17 protein-coding genes and 1 tRNA gene are annotated in these 17429 nt (G+C 44.0%); 8 read left to right on the top strand and 10 right to left on the bottom strand.

The window, feature by feature from the left end; all coding sequences use genetic code 11:
• Positions 1 to 99: 99 nt before the first annotated feature.
• Positions 100 to 927, bottom strand: a complete 828-nt coding sequence (locus ASG02_RS11170; RefSeq protein WP_035412436.1) for a D-alanyl-D-alanine carboxypeptidase family protein — start codon at positions 925 to 927, stop codon at positions 100 to 102.
• A 213-nt stretch (positions 928 to 1140) separates the two neighbouring features.
• Here ASG02_RS11170 and ASG02_RS11165 point away from each other — a divergent pair, with 213 nt between their 5' ends.
• Together ASG02_RS11165 and ASG02_RS11160 are read left to right on the top strand one after the other, a co-directional pair.
• Entirely contained in the window at positions 1141 to 1686 is a 546-nt protein-coding gene (locus tag ASG02_RS11165) for an isoprenylcysteine carboxylmethyltransferase family protein (RefSeq protein ID WP_035412434.1), read from the top strand.
• A gap of 17 nt (positions 1687 to 1703) precedes the next feature.
• Complete coding sequence (locus ASG02_RS11160) at positions 1704 to 3191, top strand: NAD(P)/FAD-dependent oxidoreductase (RefSeq protein WP_035412432.1); 1488 nt, start codon at positions 1704 to 1706, stop codon at positions 3189 to 3191.
• Between the two features lie 59 nt (positions 3192 to 3250).
• Here ASG02_RS11160 and ASG02_RS11155 read toward each other — a convergent pair whose 3' ends face one another.
• From ASG02_RS11155 to ASG02_RS11145, 3 genes are read right to left on the bottom strand one after another with little or no spacing between them, the layout of a single operon-like run.
• Positions 3251 to 3817, bottom strand: coding sequence for a histidine phosphatase family protein (locus ASG02_RS11155; protein ID WP_035412430.1), 567 nt, complete (start codon positions 3815 to 3817; stop codon positions 3251 to 3253).
• 18 nt (positions 3818 to 3835) lie between these two features.
• Positions 3836 to 4483 (bottom strand): response regulator transcription factor, encoded by a 648-nt coding sequence (locus ASG02_RS11150; protein ID WP_035412428.1) that lies wholly within the window; start codon positions 4481 to 4483, stop codon positions 3836 to 3838.
• 1 nt (position 4484) lies between these two features.
• Entirely contained in the window at positions 4485 to 5834 is a 1350-nt protein-coding gene (locus tag ASG02_RS11145) for a cell wall metabolism sensor histidine kinase WalK (protein ID WP_056063486.1), read from the bottom strand.
• Positions 5835 to 5983: 149 nt separating this feature from the next.
• Here ASG02_RS11145 and ASG02_RS11140 point away from each other — a divergent pair, with 149 nt between their 5' ends.
• The gene (locus ASG02_RS11140) at positions 5984 to 6535 is read left to right on the top strand and encodes a YdhK family protein (protein WP_035412424.1); all 552 of its coding nucleotides are present in this window, start codon (positions 5984 to 5986) and stop codon (positions 6533 to 6535) included.
• Positions 6536 to 6580: 45 nt separating this feature from the next.
• Here the strand turns inward: ASG02_RS11140 and ASG02_RS11135 are convergent.
• Together ASG02_RS11135 and ASG02_RS11130 are read right to left on the bottom strand one after the other, a co-directional pair.
• Positions 6581 to 6653 (bottom strand) — tRNA-Val (locus ASG02_RS11135).
• Between the two features lie 139 nt (positions 6654 to 6792).
• Entirely contained in the window at positions 6793 to 7419 is a 627-nt protein-coding gene (locus ASG02_RS11130; protein WP_056063483.1) for a nitroreductase family protein, read from the bottom strand.
• A 184-nt stretch (positions 7420 to 7603) separates the two neighbouring features.
• On the opposite strand from ASG02_RS11130, the gene yhfH reads away from it, so the two are divergent.
• From yhfH to ASG02_RS11115, 4 genes are all read left to right on the top strand, one after another.
• Positions 7604 to 7750, top strand: a complete 147-nt coding sequence (gene yhfH / locus ASG02_RS15440) for a protein YhfH (protein ID WP_064505459.1) — start codon at positions 7604 to 7606, stop codon at positions 7748 to 7750.
• A 191-nt stretch (positions 7751 to 7941) separates the two neighbouring features.
• Positions 7942 to 8787, top strand: coding sequence for a polysaccharide deacetylase family protein (locus tag ASG02_RS11125; RefSeq protein ID WP_035412419.1), 846 nt, complete (start codon positions 7942 to 7944; stop codon positions 8785 to 8787).
• Positions 8788 to 8802: 15 nt separating this feature from the next.
• A complete protein-coding gene (locus tag ASG02_RS11120) occupies positions 8803 to 9444 on the top strand; it encodes a YkyA family protein (RefSeq protein ID WP_052019158.1) in 642 nt (213 codons plus the stop codon).
• Positions 9445 to 9544: 100 nt separating this feature from the next.
• Positions 9545 to 10447 carry a DMT family transporter gene (locus ASG02_RS11115; RefSeq protein WP_035412417.1) on the top strand — a complete coding sequence of 301 codons (903 nt, stop codon included), beginning with the start codon at positions 9545 to 9547 and terminating at the stop codon, positions 10445 to 10447.
• Positions 10448 to 10467: 20 nt separating this feature from the next.
• On the opposite strand, the gene nagE is transcribed toward ASG02_RS11115, so the two are convergent.
• The 3 genes from nagE to ASG02_RS11100 all read right to left on the bottom strand — a co-directional run bounded on the left by nagE (position 10468) and on the right by ASG02_RS11100 (position 13753).
• A complete protein-coding gene (gene nagE / locus ASG02_RS11110) occupies positions 10468 to 11976 on the bottom strand; it encodes an N-acetylglucosamine-specific PTS transporter subunit IIBC (protein WP_035412415.1) in 1509 nt (502 codons plus the stop codon).
• A gap of 222 nt (positions 11977 to 12198) precedes the next feature.
• Positions 12199 to 12396, bottom strand: coding sequence for a CsbD family protein (locus ASG02_RS11105; RefSeq protein WP_035412412.1), 198 nt, complete (start codon positions 12394 to 12396; stop codon positions 12199 to 12201).
• Between the two features lie 154 nt (positions 12397 to 12550).
• Entirely contained in the window at positions 12551 to 13753 is a 1203-nt protein-coding gene (locus ASG02_RS11100) for an ornithine--oxo-acid transaminase (RefSeq protein WP_023467138.1), read from the bottom strand.
• Positions 13754 to 13939: 186 nt separating this feature from the next.
• On the opposite strand from ASG02_RS11100, the gene ASG02_RS11095 reads away from it, so the two are divergent.
• The gene (locus ASG02_RS11095) at positions 13940 to 15967 is read left to right on the top strand and encodes an EAL domain-containing protein (protein ID WP_056063480.1); all 2028 of its coding nucleotides are present in this window, start codon (positions 13940 to 13942) and stop codon (positions 15965 to 15967) included.
• 57 nt (positions 15968 to 16024) lie between these two features.
• Here the strand turns inward: ASG02_RS11095 and ASG02_RS11090 are convergent, their stop codons facing one another.
• Entirely contained in the window at positions 16025 to 17422 is a 1398-nt protein-coding gene (locus ASG02_RS11090; RefSeq protein WP_200934383.1) for a basic amino acid/polyamine antiporter, read from the bottom strand.
• Between the last annotated feature and the right edge of the window lie 7 nt (positions 17423 to 17429).

The raw sequence follows: 17429 nt of genomic DNA, 5'->3' as shown, positions 1-17429 counted from the left end.
GTTCAGCTACCAATCAGCATGCCGGTCATTGTCAAACAGTCCATCTCTTTCATTCAAGACGAATAATAGATGAATCCAACACCCTCTATTTATCATGTTTTAAGATGTCGAAGTCTTTACTGGTTTCCAAGGAGCAAGATGAAAATACTCTTCCATTGTCAACCCACTGAGTTTCAGGCGAGCAGCAAGCGTCGCCCCTACATAACGGTAGTGCCAGCTTTCATACGTATAACCTGTCCACGATTCTTTACCAGATGGATAACGAAGATGGAAACCATACCGGTGCGCATTCGCGAACAGCCATTTCGCCTCTTTCGTCTTCGCAAAACTGAACATCGCGTATTTAGAAGAATCTGCTCCCCCTATATCAAAAGCGAGTCCTGTCTGATGTTCGCTTTTTCCTGGCTCCGCACTATAAGTACTCGCTTTTTCATATCCATCTCGCGCGACATATTTATCAAACAATGCCTTTTGGTAAGCGTACGAACGGTATGTACTAAATGCGACCAGCGTAATCCCCTCTTTTTTTGCTGCCAAGCGCATTTTCTCAAAAGCTGCACGCGCTTGCTGATTCTCTCCAAGAGCGTACGTCGAACGGAGTGCTAAGTTCTTATTCGCGATGAGTGTCTTGCCAATACGTTTCCCACCGATTTGTTCATCCGTTAACAGATATTTCGTACTCGCATAGCCAATCTTCGTTCCGTACTGTATTTTGGACCACGTACCGATTTTTGATAGTTCTGTTACATAAATCCCTGTCGGAATGACTGCAATACTCGGTTGCTCGACTGATGTCCCTTGACGTAAATGAAGGGATGTCTTGGCTTGACGATAAGAAGAAGTCGCCGCCTCAGCTTCTGATATATAAGTCGACGTACAGGCTACCGTCAATGCCAATGTCGTGATGAGTGTCTTGATGTATTTCATGAATCGTGTATCTCCTTTATGCATGAGGATCTGCATCCATGTTTTAGATTAGAATACCATTATTTTTTTCAAACAGGGTTCATTCGGAATGCTTGTCATGAAAATGAAGTATTTCTGAAGTTTTCTAAATGTAGCTTAAGGGTGAATTGCAATGGGTAAATAACGTTGAATGCGCTTTCGAAACAAGTTCTGAAACAGAAAGGAGGAGCGTACGTGACATTGTGGGAATGGATCTTCAGCATTGGTAGCGTCTGTTGGATCAGTGAAATGATTCGTTTTCGGAATCGATCCGATTCCCGGTCGGGCGCCGCAGAACAAGTAAGTTTTTATTTGATTTTCCTTGTCTTGAGTGGAACGATCGTCTGCTCTTTCCTCTTTGCGGACGAAAGTGTTTCTCCCTGGTTGCGCATCACTTCCTGCCTGCTGTTGTGGAGTGGAGTCGCTTTACGCCTTTGGGGAATTCTCCACTTAAAACAACAATTCACTCGTCACGTCGTCGTCGCAGCTGATGACAAGCTTGTCAGTAGTGGTCCTTATCGTTTCTTGCGCCATCCATTGTACAGTGGATTATTGTTGATCACGATCAGCTTTCCTCTGTTCACGGGACAAATGGTCCTATTCGCTTTCGCTGGAGTGCTCATGTTCTTTTTCCTACTCTATCGAATCCGGATCGAGGAAGCGATGTTGACAAAAGGTTTCGGACCTGCCTATACGATGTGGGCTGCAAAACGAAAACGTTTGATTCCATTCATCTATTAAAAGGAGAAGTGATCCATTTGAAGAAACGTGCAATCGTCATTGGAGCTGGTCTTGCCGGTATGTCTGCTGCCATTCGTTTAGCTGGAGATGGTTACGCAGTCACGATGCTTGAAAAAAATGCAAACGTCGGTGGGAAACTAAATCAGCGCAGCGGGAAAGGATTTACTTTTGATACTGGTCCATCGATTTTAACGATGCCTTGGGTACTCGAACAACTCTTCTCAAGTGTTCATCGTAACTTAGATGATTACTTAGAAATCGAACGCATTGAACCGCAATGGCGTACTTTTTTTGAAGATGGAACAAAAATCGACGTCAAAGGTGACTTACCTGGAATGCTTGAAGAAGTCGAGCAAATTTCGTCACGAGCGGATTTCGTCGAATTGTTCCGGTACTCAAAACAAATGTATGACTTATGTCTCGACAGCTTTTATAAATACAGTCTCGAAGATTTAAAGGACTTAAAAAAATACCATACGATGTCTGATTTATTAAAGATGGACCCGATGAACACCGTCGCGACCGGAACAAAAAAACACCTCAATAATCCGTATCTCGAACAGCTGTTCAACTACATGGTCATGTATGTCGGTTCCAACCCTTATCAAGCGCCAGCCGTCTTCAATCAAATGATTTATGTACAGATGGGGCTTGGCATCTATTATGTTAAAGGCGGGATGTATCAAATCGCGCGTGCTATGAAACGATTGCTTGACGAGCTCCGCGTCACGGTGCATCTCAACTCACCGGTTGAACAAATCGTCCTTGAAAATAAAAAAGCAGTTGGTGTCCTTTCGAATGGTACGTTCCATGCAGCCGACATCGTCGTCTCAAATCTTGAGGTCATCCCGACTTACGAACGAATCGTACCTGAGAAAAAAGCCCGGAAGCAGGCAAAAAAATTACAGGCATCGTTTGCTCCCTCTGTTTCTGGACTCGTATTATTACTTGGTGTGAACCGTGAGTATAGTGGACTAGCACATCACAACTTCTTTTTCTCAGAAAATCCAGAGCGCGAATTCGCTCAAATGTTCAAAGAAGGAACGCCTCCTGAGGATCCGACGATTTATGTCGGGGTCTCGTCGAAATCTGATGCTTCGCAAGCGCCCGATGGAAAAGATAATCTGTTCGTCTTGACGCATGTCCCTCCTCTAACACTCCAAAAAGGTGAGGTCGACTGGGATGCTTATCGTGAAGTTGTTCTTGATAAACTCGAACGAATGGGACTTTACGGTCTTCGGGAATCAATCGAGTTTGAATATCGCTTCACCCCAGAAGATCTGAAGGACTTATATGGTCCAAACGGTGGATCGATTTATGGTGTCGCAGCTGATCGGAAGAAAAATGGTGGATTCAAGATTCCATCGAAGAGCGAGTTATACGAAGGACTTTATTTCGTTGGTGGTTCTACACACCCAGGCGGCGGTGTGCCAATGGTCACCTTATCCGGTCAATTAACAGCTGATTTGATCCGAAAACATGAAGGTGCTATTCCTACGCCTTAAGATTTCTTTGATTACAAAAGAGACGGAAACTGATTTACTCATCAGTTCCGCCTCTTTTTTTACTTTACATTCGTCAAAAGTGGTACGACGTGAATATCTACCTCTCCTCCTGATTTCACTTCCAACCGGCACACGGCTGGCATCGGTAAGGATTTCCAAAATGTATAATCAAATGTCGGATCGAATGTTTCGAGAAGTAACATCATGATGTTTCCATGTGTTCCAAGAACAACTATTTCGTCGGAATGCTTCTCCACCAGTTCATCGATGAATTGCCGAATGCGTTGCGCTGCTTCTTTGTTCGTTTCGCCCCCGAATGGATTATCGTTCGGATGTTGCCATACATACATAACCGCCTCCTGAAAACCGTCAAGCTCTCCAGGTGCTAGTAATCGCTCTCTTAGTTCTTCTACCTCAATAATTGGTTGTCGACGTGCCTCCGCGAGCGGTGCAACCGTCTCGATCGCCCGCTGATACGGACTACTATAGAATCTGTCGATTGGAATTTCTTGAAACGTTTCAAGTAAACGTCTTGCATCTGCCTGTCCTTTATCGGAAAGTGGACGTCTCCGTTCATCCGGTGAGTATGTCGAATGTGCGTGCCGTACGAAATAGAGTGTCGTCATGTTTGAATCTCCTTCTTACTAGTGTATCCAGCGGTATCCGATTCCGCGAACCGTTTCCAGATGCTGTTCGATTGGAAAACCGCAAACACGTAGTTTTTCTCTTAAATGTCTGATATGCGAGTCGATTGTCCGCTCGTCTACAGACGCTTCCGCTCCCCATAACATCGTCGTCAGCTGATTCCGCGTCCAAACACGTCGTGGAGAATCTAAAAATACACCTAACAATTCAAACTCCGTCTTCGTTAACGAAATCGTTTGTTGGAGGTAACAACAACGATAGCCTTCCCGGTCATAGGATAGACCAGCATGCCGCTGCTGTAATAAAACTTCCATTCGTCCGATCAGTTCTCCTTCTTGAATCGGCTTTGATATGTAATCATTCGCCCCTACTTCCCGTGTCCGAATGATGTCTTCCCGCTGATTCCGTGCCGTAACCATCAATATCGGGATGTTAGTGTGTTTTCGAATGAGACGACAACATGTCCATCCGTCCATATCTGGCATCATGACATCCATTAAAATAAGATCAAATACGTTCTGACAGCAGAGCTCAAGAGCTTGTTGCGCAGAATCCACAAGCTGACACGTGTACCCATACGGCTGAATATACAGTTTTAACAGTTCAAGCATTCTCGGTTCATCATCTACAATCAATACATGCGGCATTTTATTTCTCCCTCCACTGCAGTGTCACTTGTGTTCCATGTCCAAGTTGACTCTTGATGTTCAATTCAGCTCCATGTGTCTGCGCAATTGCTTCAACGATGGAGAGTCCGATTCCAGTTCCTCCATGTTTTCGAGAACGCGATGTTTCCGTTCGGTAGAGCCGTTTCGTTACATGAGGTAAAGAGTCTGCAGCAATCCCTTCTCCTGTATCTTCGATTTGAATGAAAGCCCCTACTGCGTTGACACCATAACGAACGATGATTGTTCCCGACGTCGTATGTCGACGTGCATTTTCAATGATATTTACAATCATCTGACGGAGTTGCTGAACGTCACCCATCACTTGTAATGGCTCACCTTCTATCTCAAAAGAAATATTTTCTTGTTCGATGTCTAGACGCATCAATCGTATCACTTGATGAATCAAGTCTTCGACATCGACAGGTTTTCGTTCCATCATAAAAGCATTGGCATCAATTCGTGCTAGCCAAAATAGTTGTTCAATCCATTCATTCATTTGCTGACTTTCTTCTCGAATGATCGTGATGTAGCGTCGTTGTTCATCCGGTGTCAATGTTTGGCGTTTGAGAATATCCGCATATCCCTTTATATATGTCAATGGTGTTCGTAGTTCATGAGATACGCTTGCTAAAAATTCGGATCGTTCCCGATTTAAAAAATCGAGATCCTGTTTTAACTGCTGAATCGAACGCGCCAATTGTCCCAGTTCGTCTTTTCGATCAATTGGCAACTCTCCACTTTCCCCATCCAATAGACGCGCCGTCGCTTTTTCCATCTGAATCAACGGACGAGAAATGATTCGGGTCGTCCAAATGCTTGCAGCACCTGCCAATAAAAGTGCAAGCAGACCAACTTGGAAAAACTGCTGTTTCAACGGATCAAGTACGTGATCTACGATTTCTTTAGAAGCGAACATGAATACATGACCACGATGTTCCCCGTTAATGGTGATGGGACTGTCCGTCATTAAAAAGTCACGCATCGTCACGATTTTTCCTTGTTGACGGTAATCAAAATCCGTATGCTCTAACATGCTCTTCATCTCATTCGACAAAGGTCGTGACGCTTCAAGTTGTTTTCCATCTGCATCAGTGATCACCACAGTAAACGATGAATCTGCTTCCATCATGCTGACATGGCGCATCGTCGTTTGGTCATAGGAATCGACAAGGACATCACGGTGTGTATTTCCTCGGTTCAGTAAACCGTCTACTACTTCCTGCGTTCGTGTTTGAGACAACTGATAATACAATGTCCCGAACAACACACTGCCACAAATTAAAAATGCCGCAAGCACGATTCCTCCAACTGAGTATGAAATACGACGCATGACGATTCCTCCTTTTTCTCTCCACTTTTAGTATAGCTAAAAAAAAACGCGATCGATGCAGACAAACGAAACTGTCACCTCATCTGCACACGATTTGCACATACGCTGGGTATAGTAAAGAAGACTAATGACTTCAGGAGGGTTTTAATATGAAAAAATCATTGACGTTAACTGTACTTGCTCTTAGTTCTACGCTTTGGCTCGGTGCATGTGGATCCGCTAATAACGATGGAAGTAATAGTGACTCACACGACATGTCACATGGAGATATGATGCATTCGAGTGACGGAAAGGTACCGTCTGGTTTAAAGAAAGCTAGTGATCCGACTTATCCGAGAGGCAGTAATGTCACTTTGACGACGAATCATATGGACGGAATGAACGGAGCAAAAGCAACGATTGCCGGTGCTTATGATACTGTCGTCTATGCGATCAGTTATAAACCGACTACTGGTGGAAAGATGGTGAAAAATCACAAATGGGTCATTCAGGAAGAACTTGATCCAGTTCCAACTAAGCCACTGCAAGTTGGTGATGAAACGACTGTCAAGGCAGATCATATGAAAGGTATGGATGGAGCTAAAGCGACGATTGATGAAGTAAAAGAAACGACTGTCTACATGGTGAACTATGAACCAACGGACGGTGGAGAGATGGTGAAAAATCATAAATGGGTCACCGAGGATGAGATAAAGAAATAATAAAAAAACCCGCTTTTCCTATAAAGGAGAAGCGGGCTTTCGGTATGATTCTGACTGGGCTCGAACCAGCGACCTCTACCCTGTCAAGGTAGCGCTCTCCCAGCTGAGCTACAGAATCATGTTTGCAGTACGTAATGTACTTGCTAGGACATGTATTAATATATCAAGAAACTAAAAGGCTGACAAGTCTTTTTCCGAAAAAAAATAAAAAAATTAAAATGGAGGAATTGCCCCCCGCTTCCTCCATTTTGAATGACTTACAGGAAGGTTGATACTCGATCGATCGGTAAACGGAGTGCTGGACGTTTTTTTGCATTTTCGACCGCTTTACCGACAGCAATTAACATGACCGGTACATACCGTGACTCGGTAATAAACGTTTCCGTAAAACGTTGATGATCAAATCCACCCATTGCGAGTGTTGATAATCCACGCGCTTCTGCCGCAAGCATCAATTGCATCGCAGCAAGACTCGCATTCGACATTGCCGCGTCGCGACCATACGCTTCACTTTGATAAGCGCCTTCTACTTGTTCTTTAATCGAATCGAACAATTCTTCTGTCATACCACCCGCTTCTACTGCCGGACCATAAACCGGATTGTAGTTTCGATTGGCTTGAACATCCCCTAGAATCGCAATGATTGCTGAAGCCGAAGTGATAGCCGGCTGATTGTATGCGATCGGTGCAAGCTGTTGCTTCGCTTCTTCTGAATGGAAGACCGTGAAATGCCAGTGTTGCAAATTCCAAGCACTCGGCGCCGCTGTCGTCCATTCTAATAGTTCTTCCACTTCCTGTTTTGAAAGTTTGAACGTTTCGTCGTAATGACGAACGGAACGTCTTTCTGTTAAGACACGCATTGTATCAAGTGTTGCCTGTGTCATGTGTAAATCCCCCTTATTATTATCAGATTACTTAGATATCGTAGCATGTCTCTTTTTTATTGTCCTCTATCAATACTTCAAACGAATTTACTGTTATAAAACAATAGTTGACATTAAACTTCTGTACTAATACAATAAAAACAAGAAAAAGACCATTGCGTTTATTTTGAAGGAGGAAAAACACATGGAACAACCCCTTTACCAAGAAGCATCTGCTGCATTCTATCGTGAGCTTCCCGTCAAGACGTGTGCCCATTGCGGAAAAGAGATGGATGAACAATGTGAATCCTATCAAACGGAATGCGATGAGTGTGCTGTAACAGAACACTAATAACACATGAAACAATCACTTATTCAGTGGTTGTTTTTTTGTTTTTATATACTCTATTTCTAATTAAGTTGATATTTTTAGAAAAATCGATCTCCCGTCATCTTTTTGTCATCTATTTGTTACAAAAGAAACAATTAAAATGTTACATTATCTGTATATGATATTTTTGACACAAGGAGCGACAGACAACGATGGATCCATTTACCTCAAGCCACGCTAGCGAACTCGGTCCACGACCGCGGACAAAAAAAAGAAAGTTCTTCCCTCGATTTTTCTTACTTCTTATACTCGTTTTTCTTGGAGTCGGAGGGTATATTGCTTATCGATACGTCTTCACACCTGAACAACAGTCAATCACTACCGGTAAGTCCATTACCAAAGTTCCTGTCGTCAACATGGAGAAAGCACGCGTCGAAAAATGGAATGGTGTGACAAAAAAAGTCGCTTATTTAACCTTTGAAGACGGACCATCCGCATTAACATCAGAGTTACTTCGAACATTAGATCACCTTCATACTCGCGCTACTTTCTTTTATCTCGGATCACAGGTAGATGTTTTTCCAAAAGAAGTTAAAGCTGCTGCGAAAGCCGGACATTACATCGGCTTACACGGTGAAACACACGATTACGATACATTGTACAAAAAAGGACAGTACGTCTCAGAAATGAAAAGTGTTCAGAAAAAAATTTATGATTTAACAAAACTGACACCACATTTGACACGACCACCTTACGGATCTGATCCTGGCATTACGAAAAAGATGGCATCTGCCATCCACGCTGCAGACTTCCGAGTATGGGACTGGTCGATCGATTCAATGGACTGGTATTACAAAGATAGTGCAAAAGAAGTGGCTAATACGGTCATTCGGCGAGCAGAGCGTCCATTTGAAATCATTCTCTTGCATGAACAACCACAAGCTATCAAGGCCCTTCCGGCCATTGTTGCCGGACTTCAGAAAAAGGGCTATCAGTTCGCGATTTATGATGAAGATTTCCATATTCCGTACAACTTCGTGCAATACTCGAATTTATAAGGAGTTACTATCTAGATGAAAAAATCATTCGTAGCAGTACTGTTCCTGTCGAGCTTCGGACTCGCTGCCTGCTCCAACGATTCACCAGCCTCTCTTCATGAACAGCTAGAGCAACAAGTCAAAGGTGAAGAAAAGGCATTCATGCTAGCTGATCAACGTGCTCGTAAGGACGAAATTTCAGTTAATACGTACCAAGCCGTTCTTGATGCAGGTGCTGAAGAAATCAAACGCTCTCAAAATGAACGGGAGGAACTAGAAGCCTTAAATGACGAACGGCTTTCTTTATTGAAACAAGAAGAAACGTTACGTAAGGAAACGTACGCTGAACTTGATCTTGAAGAATTGAAGGATGCTGTAAACAAACTTGATGGTAAAGCAAAAACGGAAGGAACTGCCTTAGTGGCAATCATCAAGGAACGCCAGCAGACGTTTCAAACGTTCTCTAAAACGTATCGACAAGCGATGGACGCTGAAAAGAAAGTGCTTTCACGCTTGACTAAAAAACCGGATTTCGTTAAGATTGATGAGTCAACAGCGGATTTAAATCGTTTAACACGGAAAGCTACCGCGTCATTAAAGAAGTGGAACACGCTGACCGTTCAGTACAACCAAACGAAAACCCGGCTGTATCGTTTGCTCGACACATCAACTCAATAAATCACACAGGTTGCAACCAAACCCTGTCCAAAAAACCTGGACAAGGCCCCGTTGCAACCTTTTTTGTGTGGTTTTTACTAAAAATGGAGGGAAATTATTCATGCATCGCTCAAAAGCAACCTTATTCGTTCTCATTGGCGCTATCAGTTATGGTGTCCTCTCAACGATCGTCAAACTCGCTTATGCAGCTGGATTTAACTCAGCAGCCGTTTCTGGGAGTCAATTTTTCTTCGGTTGGCTGATGATTTTCAGTCTTGCCTTATTTACGAAAAATCTTCGTCTCGATCTTAAGACAGCTGGTCTTCTCATGTTGATCGGTATCTCTAGTGGTACAACTGGTTATCTGTACTATCAAAGTCTTCAGACCGTATCGGCATCCGTTGCAATCATTCTCTTATTCCAATTCACTTGGATTGGTGTCATCATCGATGCGCTCGCATTCAGACGTTTACCATCTCGCGCGCATTTCCTGTCTGCGATTCTGTTGATTGGCGGAGCCATTCTTGCGAGTGCCGCTTACTCGAGTCCACTTGACTTCCGTGGAACATTATTCGGTCTTGGAGCGGCTGTCAGCTTCTCAATTTTCTTACTCGCTAGTGGACGCATCGCCAATCATTTACCCGTCATCAAGAAGAGTTTTTACATGATGACAGGTGGTCTTGCTTTCGTCATGACGATGTATCCACCGACGACGTTCTTATCCTCTGCGAACTTCGAAAATGGACTTCTGTTATACGCGATTCCGCTTGGTCTGTTCGCGTTAATTTTACCACCGCTCTTATTTGCTGCGGGCGCGCCTCACCTCTCCCCAGCAAGCGTTTCTTTGCTTGGAGCAGCTGAACTACCGACAGCGGTCATCTGTTCCGTGTTAATTTTAGGTGAACATCTGATGAGCTCTCAATGGATTGGGATCGTCATCATCTTGATTGGAATCTTTTATCCGATCTATCGCTCGAGCAAAACAGCACCTGTTGCGAACGTACAGCAAAACGACCTTTCCTGAGCTCAGGAAAGGTCGTTTTTTTACTTCTGTCGCTTCATCGCATCTGCAACGAATTCGACATCTGTGCCTATGATGATTTGAACACTAGTCGCCCCCATCTTCATGACACCTTTTGCTCCAGCCGCTTTAATCGCCGCTTCATCAATGATGCTTGGATCCTTGACTTGAAGACGTAAACGTGTCGCACAGTTGTCAATCGACGTGACATTTTCTGTTCCTTTCAATCCAGCAAAAATTTGAGCTGCTTGTTGTTCATATTTATCGTCTGAGTCCGTCAAAACGACTCCCGTGTCTGTAACGAGCGATTCATCTTCACGACCTGGTGTCTTCAGATCAAATTTTGTGATCATGAAGTAGAACAGGAAGTAGTAGACGACCGCGAACGCGAGACCAACCGGGATGATCAACAATGGTTTTTTCGCAATCCCGAAGTTCAAGGCGTAATCAATGAAACCAGCCGAGAAGGAGAAGCCATGTAAAATACCGAGTAAGTTAACGATGGCCATCGATAGACCCGTTAGTACAGCATGGATGACGTATAAAACAGGTGACAAGAACATGAACGAGAACTCGATTGGTTCCGTAATTCCTGTCAGGAAGGATGTCAGTCCAAGACCAATCATCGCTCCAGCAACGGCTTTTCGATTTTCCTTACGCGCAGCCATGACGATGGCAAAGGCTGCAGCTGGCAAGGCAAACATCATGATCGGGAAGAAGCCAGCTTGATAAATCCCCGCTGTTGGATCTCCAGCGAAGAAACGCGCAATATCCCCGTTCGCTACCGTACCATCTGCTTTTTCGTATGAACCGAAAACAAACCAAAAAATATTATTTAAAACATGGTGCAAGCCGACAGGAATCAGGAGACGGTTAAAGAATCCAAACAAAGCAGCGCCTCCTGCGCCAAGACCGACCATCCATTCACCGGCACCGTTGATACCTTGCTCGATGAACGGCCAAACATAACCAAAGATGAAAGCAAGTACGAGCATGACAGCTGAGGTAATGATTGGAACAAAACGACGGCCTCCGAAGAATGCCAACCAATCCGGTAACTTAATATTGTAGAAGCGATTGTATAGAAGACCGGCAACGATACCCGCAATGATCCCACCGAATACTGCCATATTGACGGTTGAACCGAGCGTCGCCTGGTTCGCAATCGAACCAAGTGTCGCGCCATCGACCTTGGTCGAGGAATCATTGACGATCGCCGCAATCGCATCATATTTTGCTTGAATCTGTGCACTGGAATAATCCTTGTTCATCGAGTCGACGCCATTTTTTAAGACAAGATACCCGATGGCTCCGGCAAGACCCGCTGCCCCACTCGCATCAATCGATAGACCGATTGCGACACCAATGGCAAATATCAATGGAAGGTTATCAAAAATTGCCCCTCCTGCTGCTACCATCAATGGAATATCTAGCATATCCGCCGAACCTAATCGAAGTACGATTCCGGCAGCTGGTAATACTGCGATTGGTAACATCAAAGCCTTACCAATTCGTTGTAGAAACTGCAACATCCCTTTCACCCTTTCCTGAATAAAACGATAATGACAGAACAATGTAAACGCTTTTACGTTTTTAATTATTCCATATAAATATCTAAATGACTAGACCTTTATACAAATTATTCACTATCTTTTTTATTAGTATAAAAATTCATTATAGCAAACACTAAAAACCGGACTAGAGTAATCCTCCAGTCCGGTTTTTCTATTTAATTCCCATTAATTCCCACGGTCTTAACGACGAGTTGTATCTTCAAAATTTTGTTGAACGTTTCCTACGGTTTTCTTGGCGTCACCTTTTAATTGATCTTTTTTACCTTCGCGCTCTGTCGATTTATCTCCTGTTGCTTTACCGAGTGCTTCTTTTGCTTTACCCGCTACTTTATCAACAAGACCATCTGCTTTTTTATTGAGACCACTGTCATTTGACATAACCATTACCCCCATTTAAAAAGTTTTTTTTGCGATAGTTGTATGTTCCCGTATGACTGAATTTCAAACATTTCCTGTATCCATACCGACACTCATCCAAACAAAAATAACAGTGAACATCTTGTTCACTGTTATTCGATTTGAATGTATTCATTTACTGGGCGACGGAAACGCCTAACACTTGTTCAATCCGTTCGAACGCCCAATCCAACTCTTCTTTTGTGATGACAAGCGGTGGTGCAAAGCGAATGACTGTCTCGTGTGTTTCTTTACAGAGTAAGCCTTTCTCTTTCAACGCTTCGCAATATGGTCGAGCTGCTTCTGTTAGTTCAACACCAATGAACAATCCACGACCACGTACTTCTTTGATCATCGGGTTGTTAATTTGTTTTAATTTTTCCATGAAGTACGTACCGAGTTCGAGTGAACGTTCCGGTAACTTTTCGTCTTCTAATACTTCAAGTGAAGCAATCGATACGGCACAAGCGAGTGGATTACCACCGAACGTCGAGCCGTGTGAACCTGGATTGAAGACAGAAAGGACATCTTTATTCGCGGCAACACATGAGATTGGGAATACCCCACCACCCAGTGCTTTCCCAAGAATGTACATGTCTGGTGTTACCTCGTCCCAATCAGAAGCAAACCATTTACCGGAACGACCAAGTCCAGATTGAATCTCATCCGATACGAGCAAAACATTCTGCGCACGACAAACTTCTTGTGCATCTTTTAGGAAGCCATCATACGGAATTAAAATTCCTGCTTCGCCTTGAATCGGCTCCAAGATGAATGCCGCTGTATTTTCAGTGATTGCCTGTTTTAGTGCCTCCAGATCGCCATATGGAATCGTCTTGATTCCAGGAAGAAGCGGTCCAAATCCTCGTTGATATTCTGCCTCCGTCGACATGGAGACGGCTGTCATCGTTCGACCGTGAAAGTTTCCTTCACAAACGATGATTTCAGCATCACCTGGGATTTGTTTCACTTCATATGCCCAGCGTCGTGCTGCTTTCACTGCTGTCTCGACAGCTTCCGCACCTGTATTCATCGGTAATACCATGTCTTTACCCGTCAATTGTGCTACTTTTTCATAGAAAAAGCCCAGTTGATCATTGTGGAAGGCACGTGACGTCAAAGTGATCTTATCCGCCTGTCGTTTTAGAGCTTCGATGATTTTCGGATGACGATGTCCTTGGTTGACGGCTGAGTAAGCACTCAACATATCCATATAACGACGTCCTTCCGGATCCGTGACGAAGACACCTTCTGCTTCTGAAATGACGATCGGGAGTGGATGGTAGTTATGTGCTCCGAACTGTTCTGTCTGTTGAATGATTTTCTCTGTTTGATTCATCGAGATTCCCCCTTATAGCTCTTTAGAAAACGCTTTCAAAATCATTATAGCAGATTTTCTTGTGTAATCTTCATCTAAAAAATGTATAACCTAGAGGATTGGGATGCGTAAGAATTGAATATATTGGGAAAAGACAAGACAAGTGAACCGTCATCTCTTTTCATCATAAAGGAGCGTGCGCACGTAATGGATCGTTCGACCATTGATTCCTACGAAGTCGTCATTCAAGAGTTTCCACTACCGTCTTTCATCTTAAATATCGATTTGACCATTCGTTCCTGGAACGAGTTAGCAGAACAGCATTGGGGATGGACACAACAGGAAATCGTCGGCCAAATCGTTCCTTTACTTGACCAGGAAGATATGGCATTCAGCCATCAGATTTGGCATTCCTTTCTGGAACGCCGTCAATCGGTCCAATTGCCGAATGCCTCCTTATTCCATAAGTCTGGTACTCCCATGACCTCAACATTGCTACTGTCTCCTCTACTTGATGAAGTAGGCAATGCCATTGCTGCTTTCGTTTGCTGTATTCCGTCTGCTCAACAACCGATTACAACAAAACCATTATTTCAAGGTTTGATGGATTTACGTCAGGCGTTCGATCAAATCGCCAGTGTCGCTGTATTTGACGCGCGTGGTGCAATTACGTATATAAACGACCAACTTATGGATGTAACAGGTTACTGTCCTGAAATGCTTATTGGTCAGCCATGGTCCGTAATTCTCGATCAAACTAGTACGACTGTCTCAGAAATCCGAACACAACTCCGTGAACGCAAAGCATGGTCTGGTCGTCTTAGTCTCATTTCACACACGGGTGAACGAAAACATCTTCAAGCGACATTGATTCCGATTTATGATGCAAACGGCGTGCGTTTTCAGCATCTGTTCATCGGTAACGACATTACGGAAACAACTGTGCTTGAAGAAGAACTTGATTTTTTAGTGCATCACCATGAGATGACGCATTTATTGAATAAACGTGGATTTTTACGCGAAGGGGAAGCATTGTTCCAGTCTGCTGCATCACATGAACCCATTGCACTCATTTTGTTCGATATCGATCGTTTCAAAGTCATAAACGATTCGTTTGGAACACATGTCGGGGATCAACTCCTTCAAGCAATGGCAACACGGCTTTTGCAACATGCGACGGGTGTCCTTGCTTTTCATCCGACGAGTGATTTATTCGGTGTCCTATTACCTGCACCCTCGAGTAATCTACTCTTTCAATATGCTCGAAAATTACAACAAGCGTTACAACGTCCTTATTACATTAACGGTCATTCACTCATCGTTTCTTGCACATTCGGTATCACCGTCTATCCGTCTGAAGCGAAAACACTTGAAGATTTATACCGCCGCTCTGAAACTGCTCTCTATGCGGGAAAATCAATTGGTACGGGAACGATTCAGTACTTAACACACGAGATGGACACACAATTCACACGTAAAATCCAACTCGAACGTTCTCTCTTCACGGCACTCGAAGATCAGTCGCTCTACCTTGCTTATCAACCGATCATCGAGCTTCAATCACAAGCCGTCAAAGGATTCGAAGCGTTATTACGCTGGAATCATACGGCGCTCGGAAATATTCCACCGGATGAGTTCATCCCACTCGCCGAAGAGGCTTCTCTAATCACACCAATCAACAACTGGGTCATCATCGAAGCATGTGAACAGCTCGCGAAGTGGCAACAAACGATTGACCCTGAATTGACGATGGCGATCAACATTTCACCGCACCAATTCCAAAGTGACTCCTTTATTCGAACGTTGCAACATGTCGTAACGGAGCGACTCGTTTCGCCATCTTCCGTCACGCTCGAGATGACAGAGAATATTGCTATCTTACAGACACAACGAACCGTCGAACGCATGCACCTCATTAAGTCACTCGGTTTCCGCTTATCGATTGATGATTTTGGAACCGGCTACTCTTCTTTACAGTATCTCAGCGCGTTTCCAATTGATGAATTAAAAATCGATAAAGTGTTCATTGATGGACTAGCAAAGAACGATCATGCTTTGCTGGATTCTATCATTCAACTGGGTCGCAATCTAGAGTTGAACCTCGTCGCTGAGGGTGTCGAGACAGAACATGCCTTGACTTACTTGAAAACGACAGATTGCCAGTACATGCAAGGGTTCATTTTCTCTGAACCACTGTCCGTACAGGATGTCGAAAACAGATTCTTAACCCCTTAATAAAAAAAGAAGTCACGGTGATTTTTATCCACCGTGACTTCTTTTGCATATCGTTTCTTACAATTGAATTTCTCCTACGACCATTCCGTAAACAGCCACTCCGGCTAAGACAACAAGAATCATGCTAGCAATCCACTCGTAGCGTGACATGCCTGTCCGTTGCTGTTCTCGTTCCGCTAACGCATATGCTAAAATGCCTGGCGCATAAACTAATGCCGCAATGACGATGTACCAAACGCCTGACGCATAGACGAGCCAAATAGAGTACGCGGATGCGATGACCGAGAAGAGTAACATTTTTCGATTCCGCTCTTCCCGCGAAGTCCGGATGCTGTACAAGGCTGATAACAGATACGGTAAGAGCGCACAAATCCCTGCAATACTTGATAGAACGAGATACGTCTGTGCAGAGAATAGCGCAATCCCAGCAACAATTTGTGTGGCGACCTGTGTAATCAGTAGTGCTCCGACTGGTGCCCCTTTTCGATTCGTCTTAGCGAATGCTTTCGGGAACGCACCATCTTTCGCAACCAAATATGAAATCTCTGATGCTAAAATCGTCCATCCAAGAAGCGCTCCGGATAGAGAGATGATTAAACCAATCATGATGATCGTCGCGCCGACTGGTCCGATTGCTGCCTCTAATACATACGCCATCGTCGGTTCCTTTAATCCAGCCAGTCTTTCTTGACTAAGGACGCCAAGTGATAAGACAGAAATTAAGATATAGATGACTAAAACACCAACGAGTCCTGTTACCGTCGCTTTTCCGACATCACTTCGATTTTTAGCACGACTCGATAAAACGACTGCCCCTTCAATTCCAACGAACGCCCAAAGCGTGACGAGCATCGTTCCTTTTACTTGATCGAAGATTGAACCGAGTTCTGTCCCATCTCCCCAGATGTCTAAATTGAACGTTTTGATATTAAAGGCGATCCCAACCAATAGAATGAAAATCAAGATTGGAACGAGCTTTGCAATCGTTGTAATCAGATTGACGAGGGTCGCTTCCTTGATCCCGCTTGAGACAAGCCAGAATAATCCCCAAATGACTACCATACTCATCAAGAGAAGGAATATCCGATTCTCTGCCGCGAAAATCGGGAAGAAATAACTAATCGCATTGAAGACGAGTGTGATGTTCGCAACCGTTCCAATCCATGCAGATACCCAGTATCCCCAAGCACTGTTGAAACCGACGAAACGTCCGAACCCTTCACGTGCATAGGCATAAATACCACCTTCAAGTTCGGGTTTACTGTTTGCAAGGTGCTGGAAGACGAGCGCGAGCATGATCATTCCAATTCCTGTAATACTCCAGCCGATGAGAATAGGTCCTGCACTTGCACTTTGGGCCATTGCACCGGGAAGGTTAAAGGCACCTCCACCGACCATCGAACCGATAACCATTGCTGCGAGAGCAAAGAAGCCGATTTTTTGTTGATTCATGATGAGACAC

It is taken from the genome of Exiguobacterium sp. Leaf196, from assembly GCF_001423965.1.
Lineage (GTDB): Bacteria > Bacillota > Bacilli > Exiguobacteriales > Exiguobacteriaceae > Exiguobacterium_A.
Note: the sequence above shows the minus strand (reverse complement) of the source record. Positions and strands in the feature narration are given on the sequence as shown.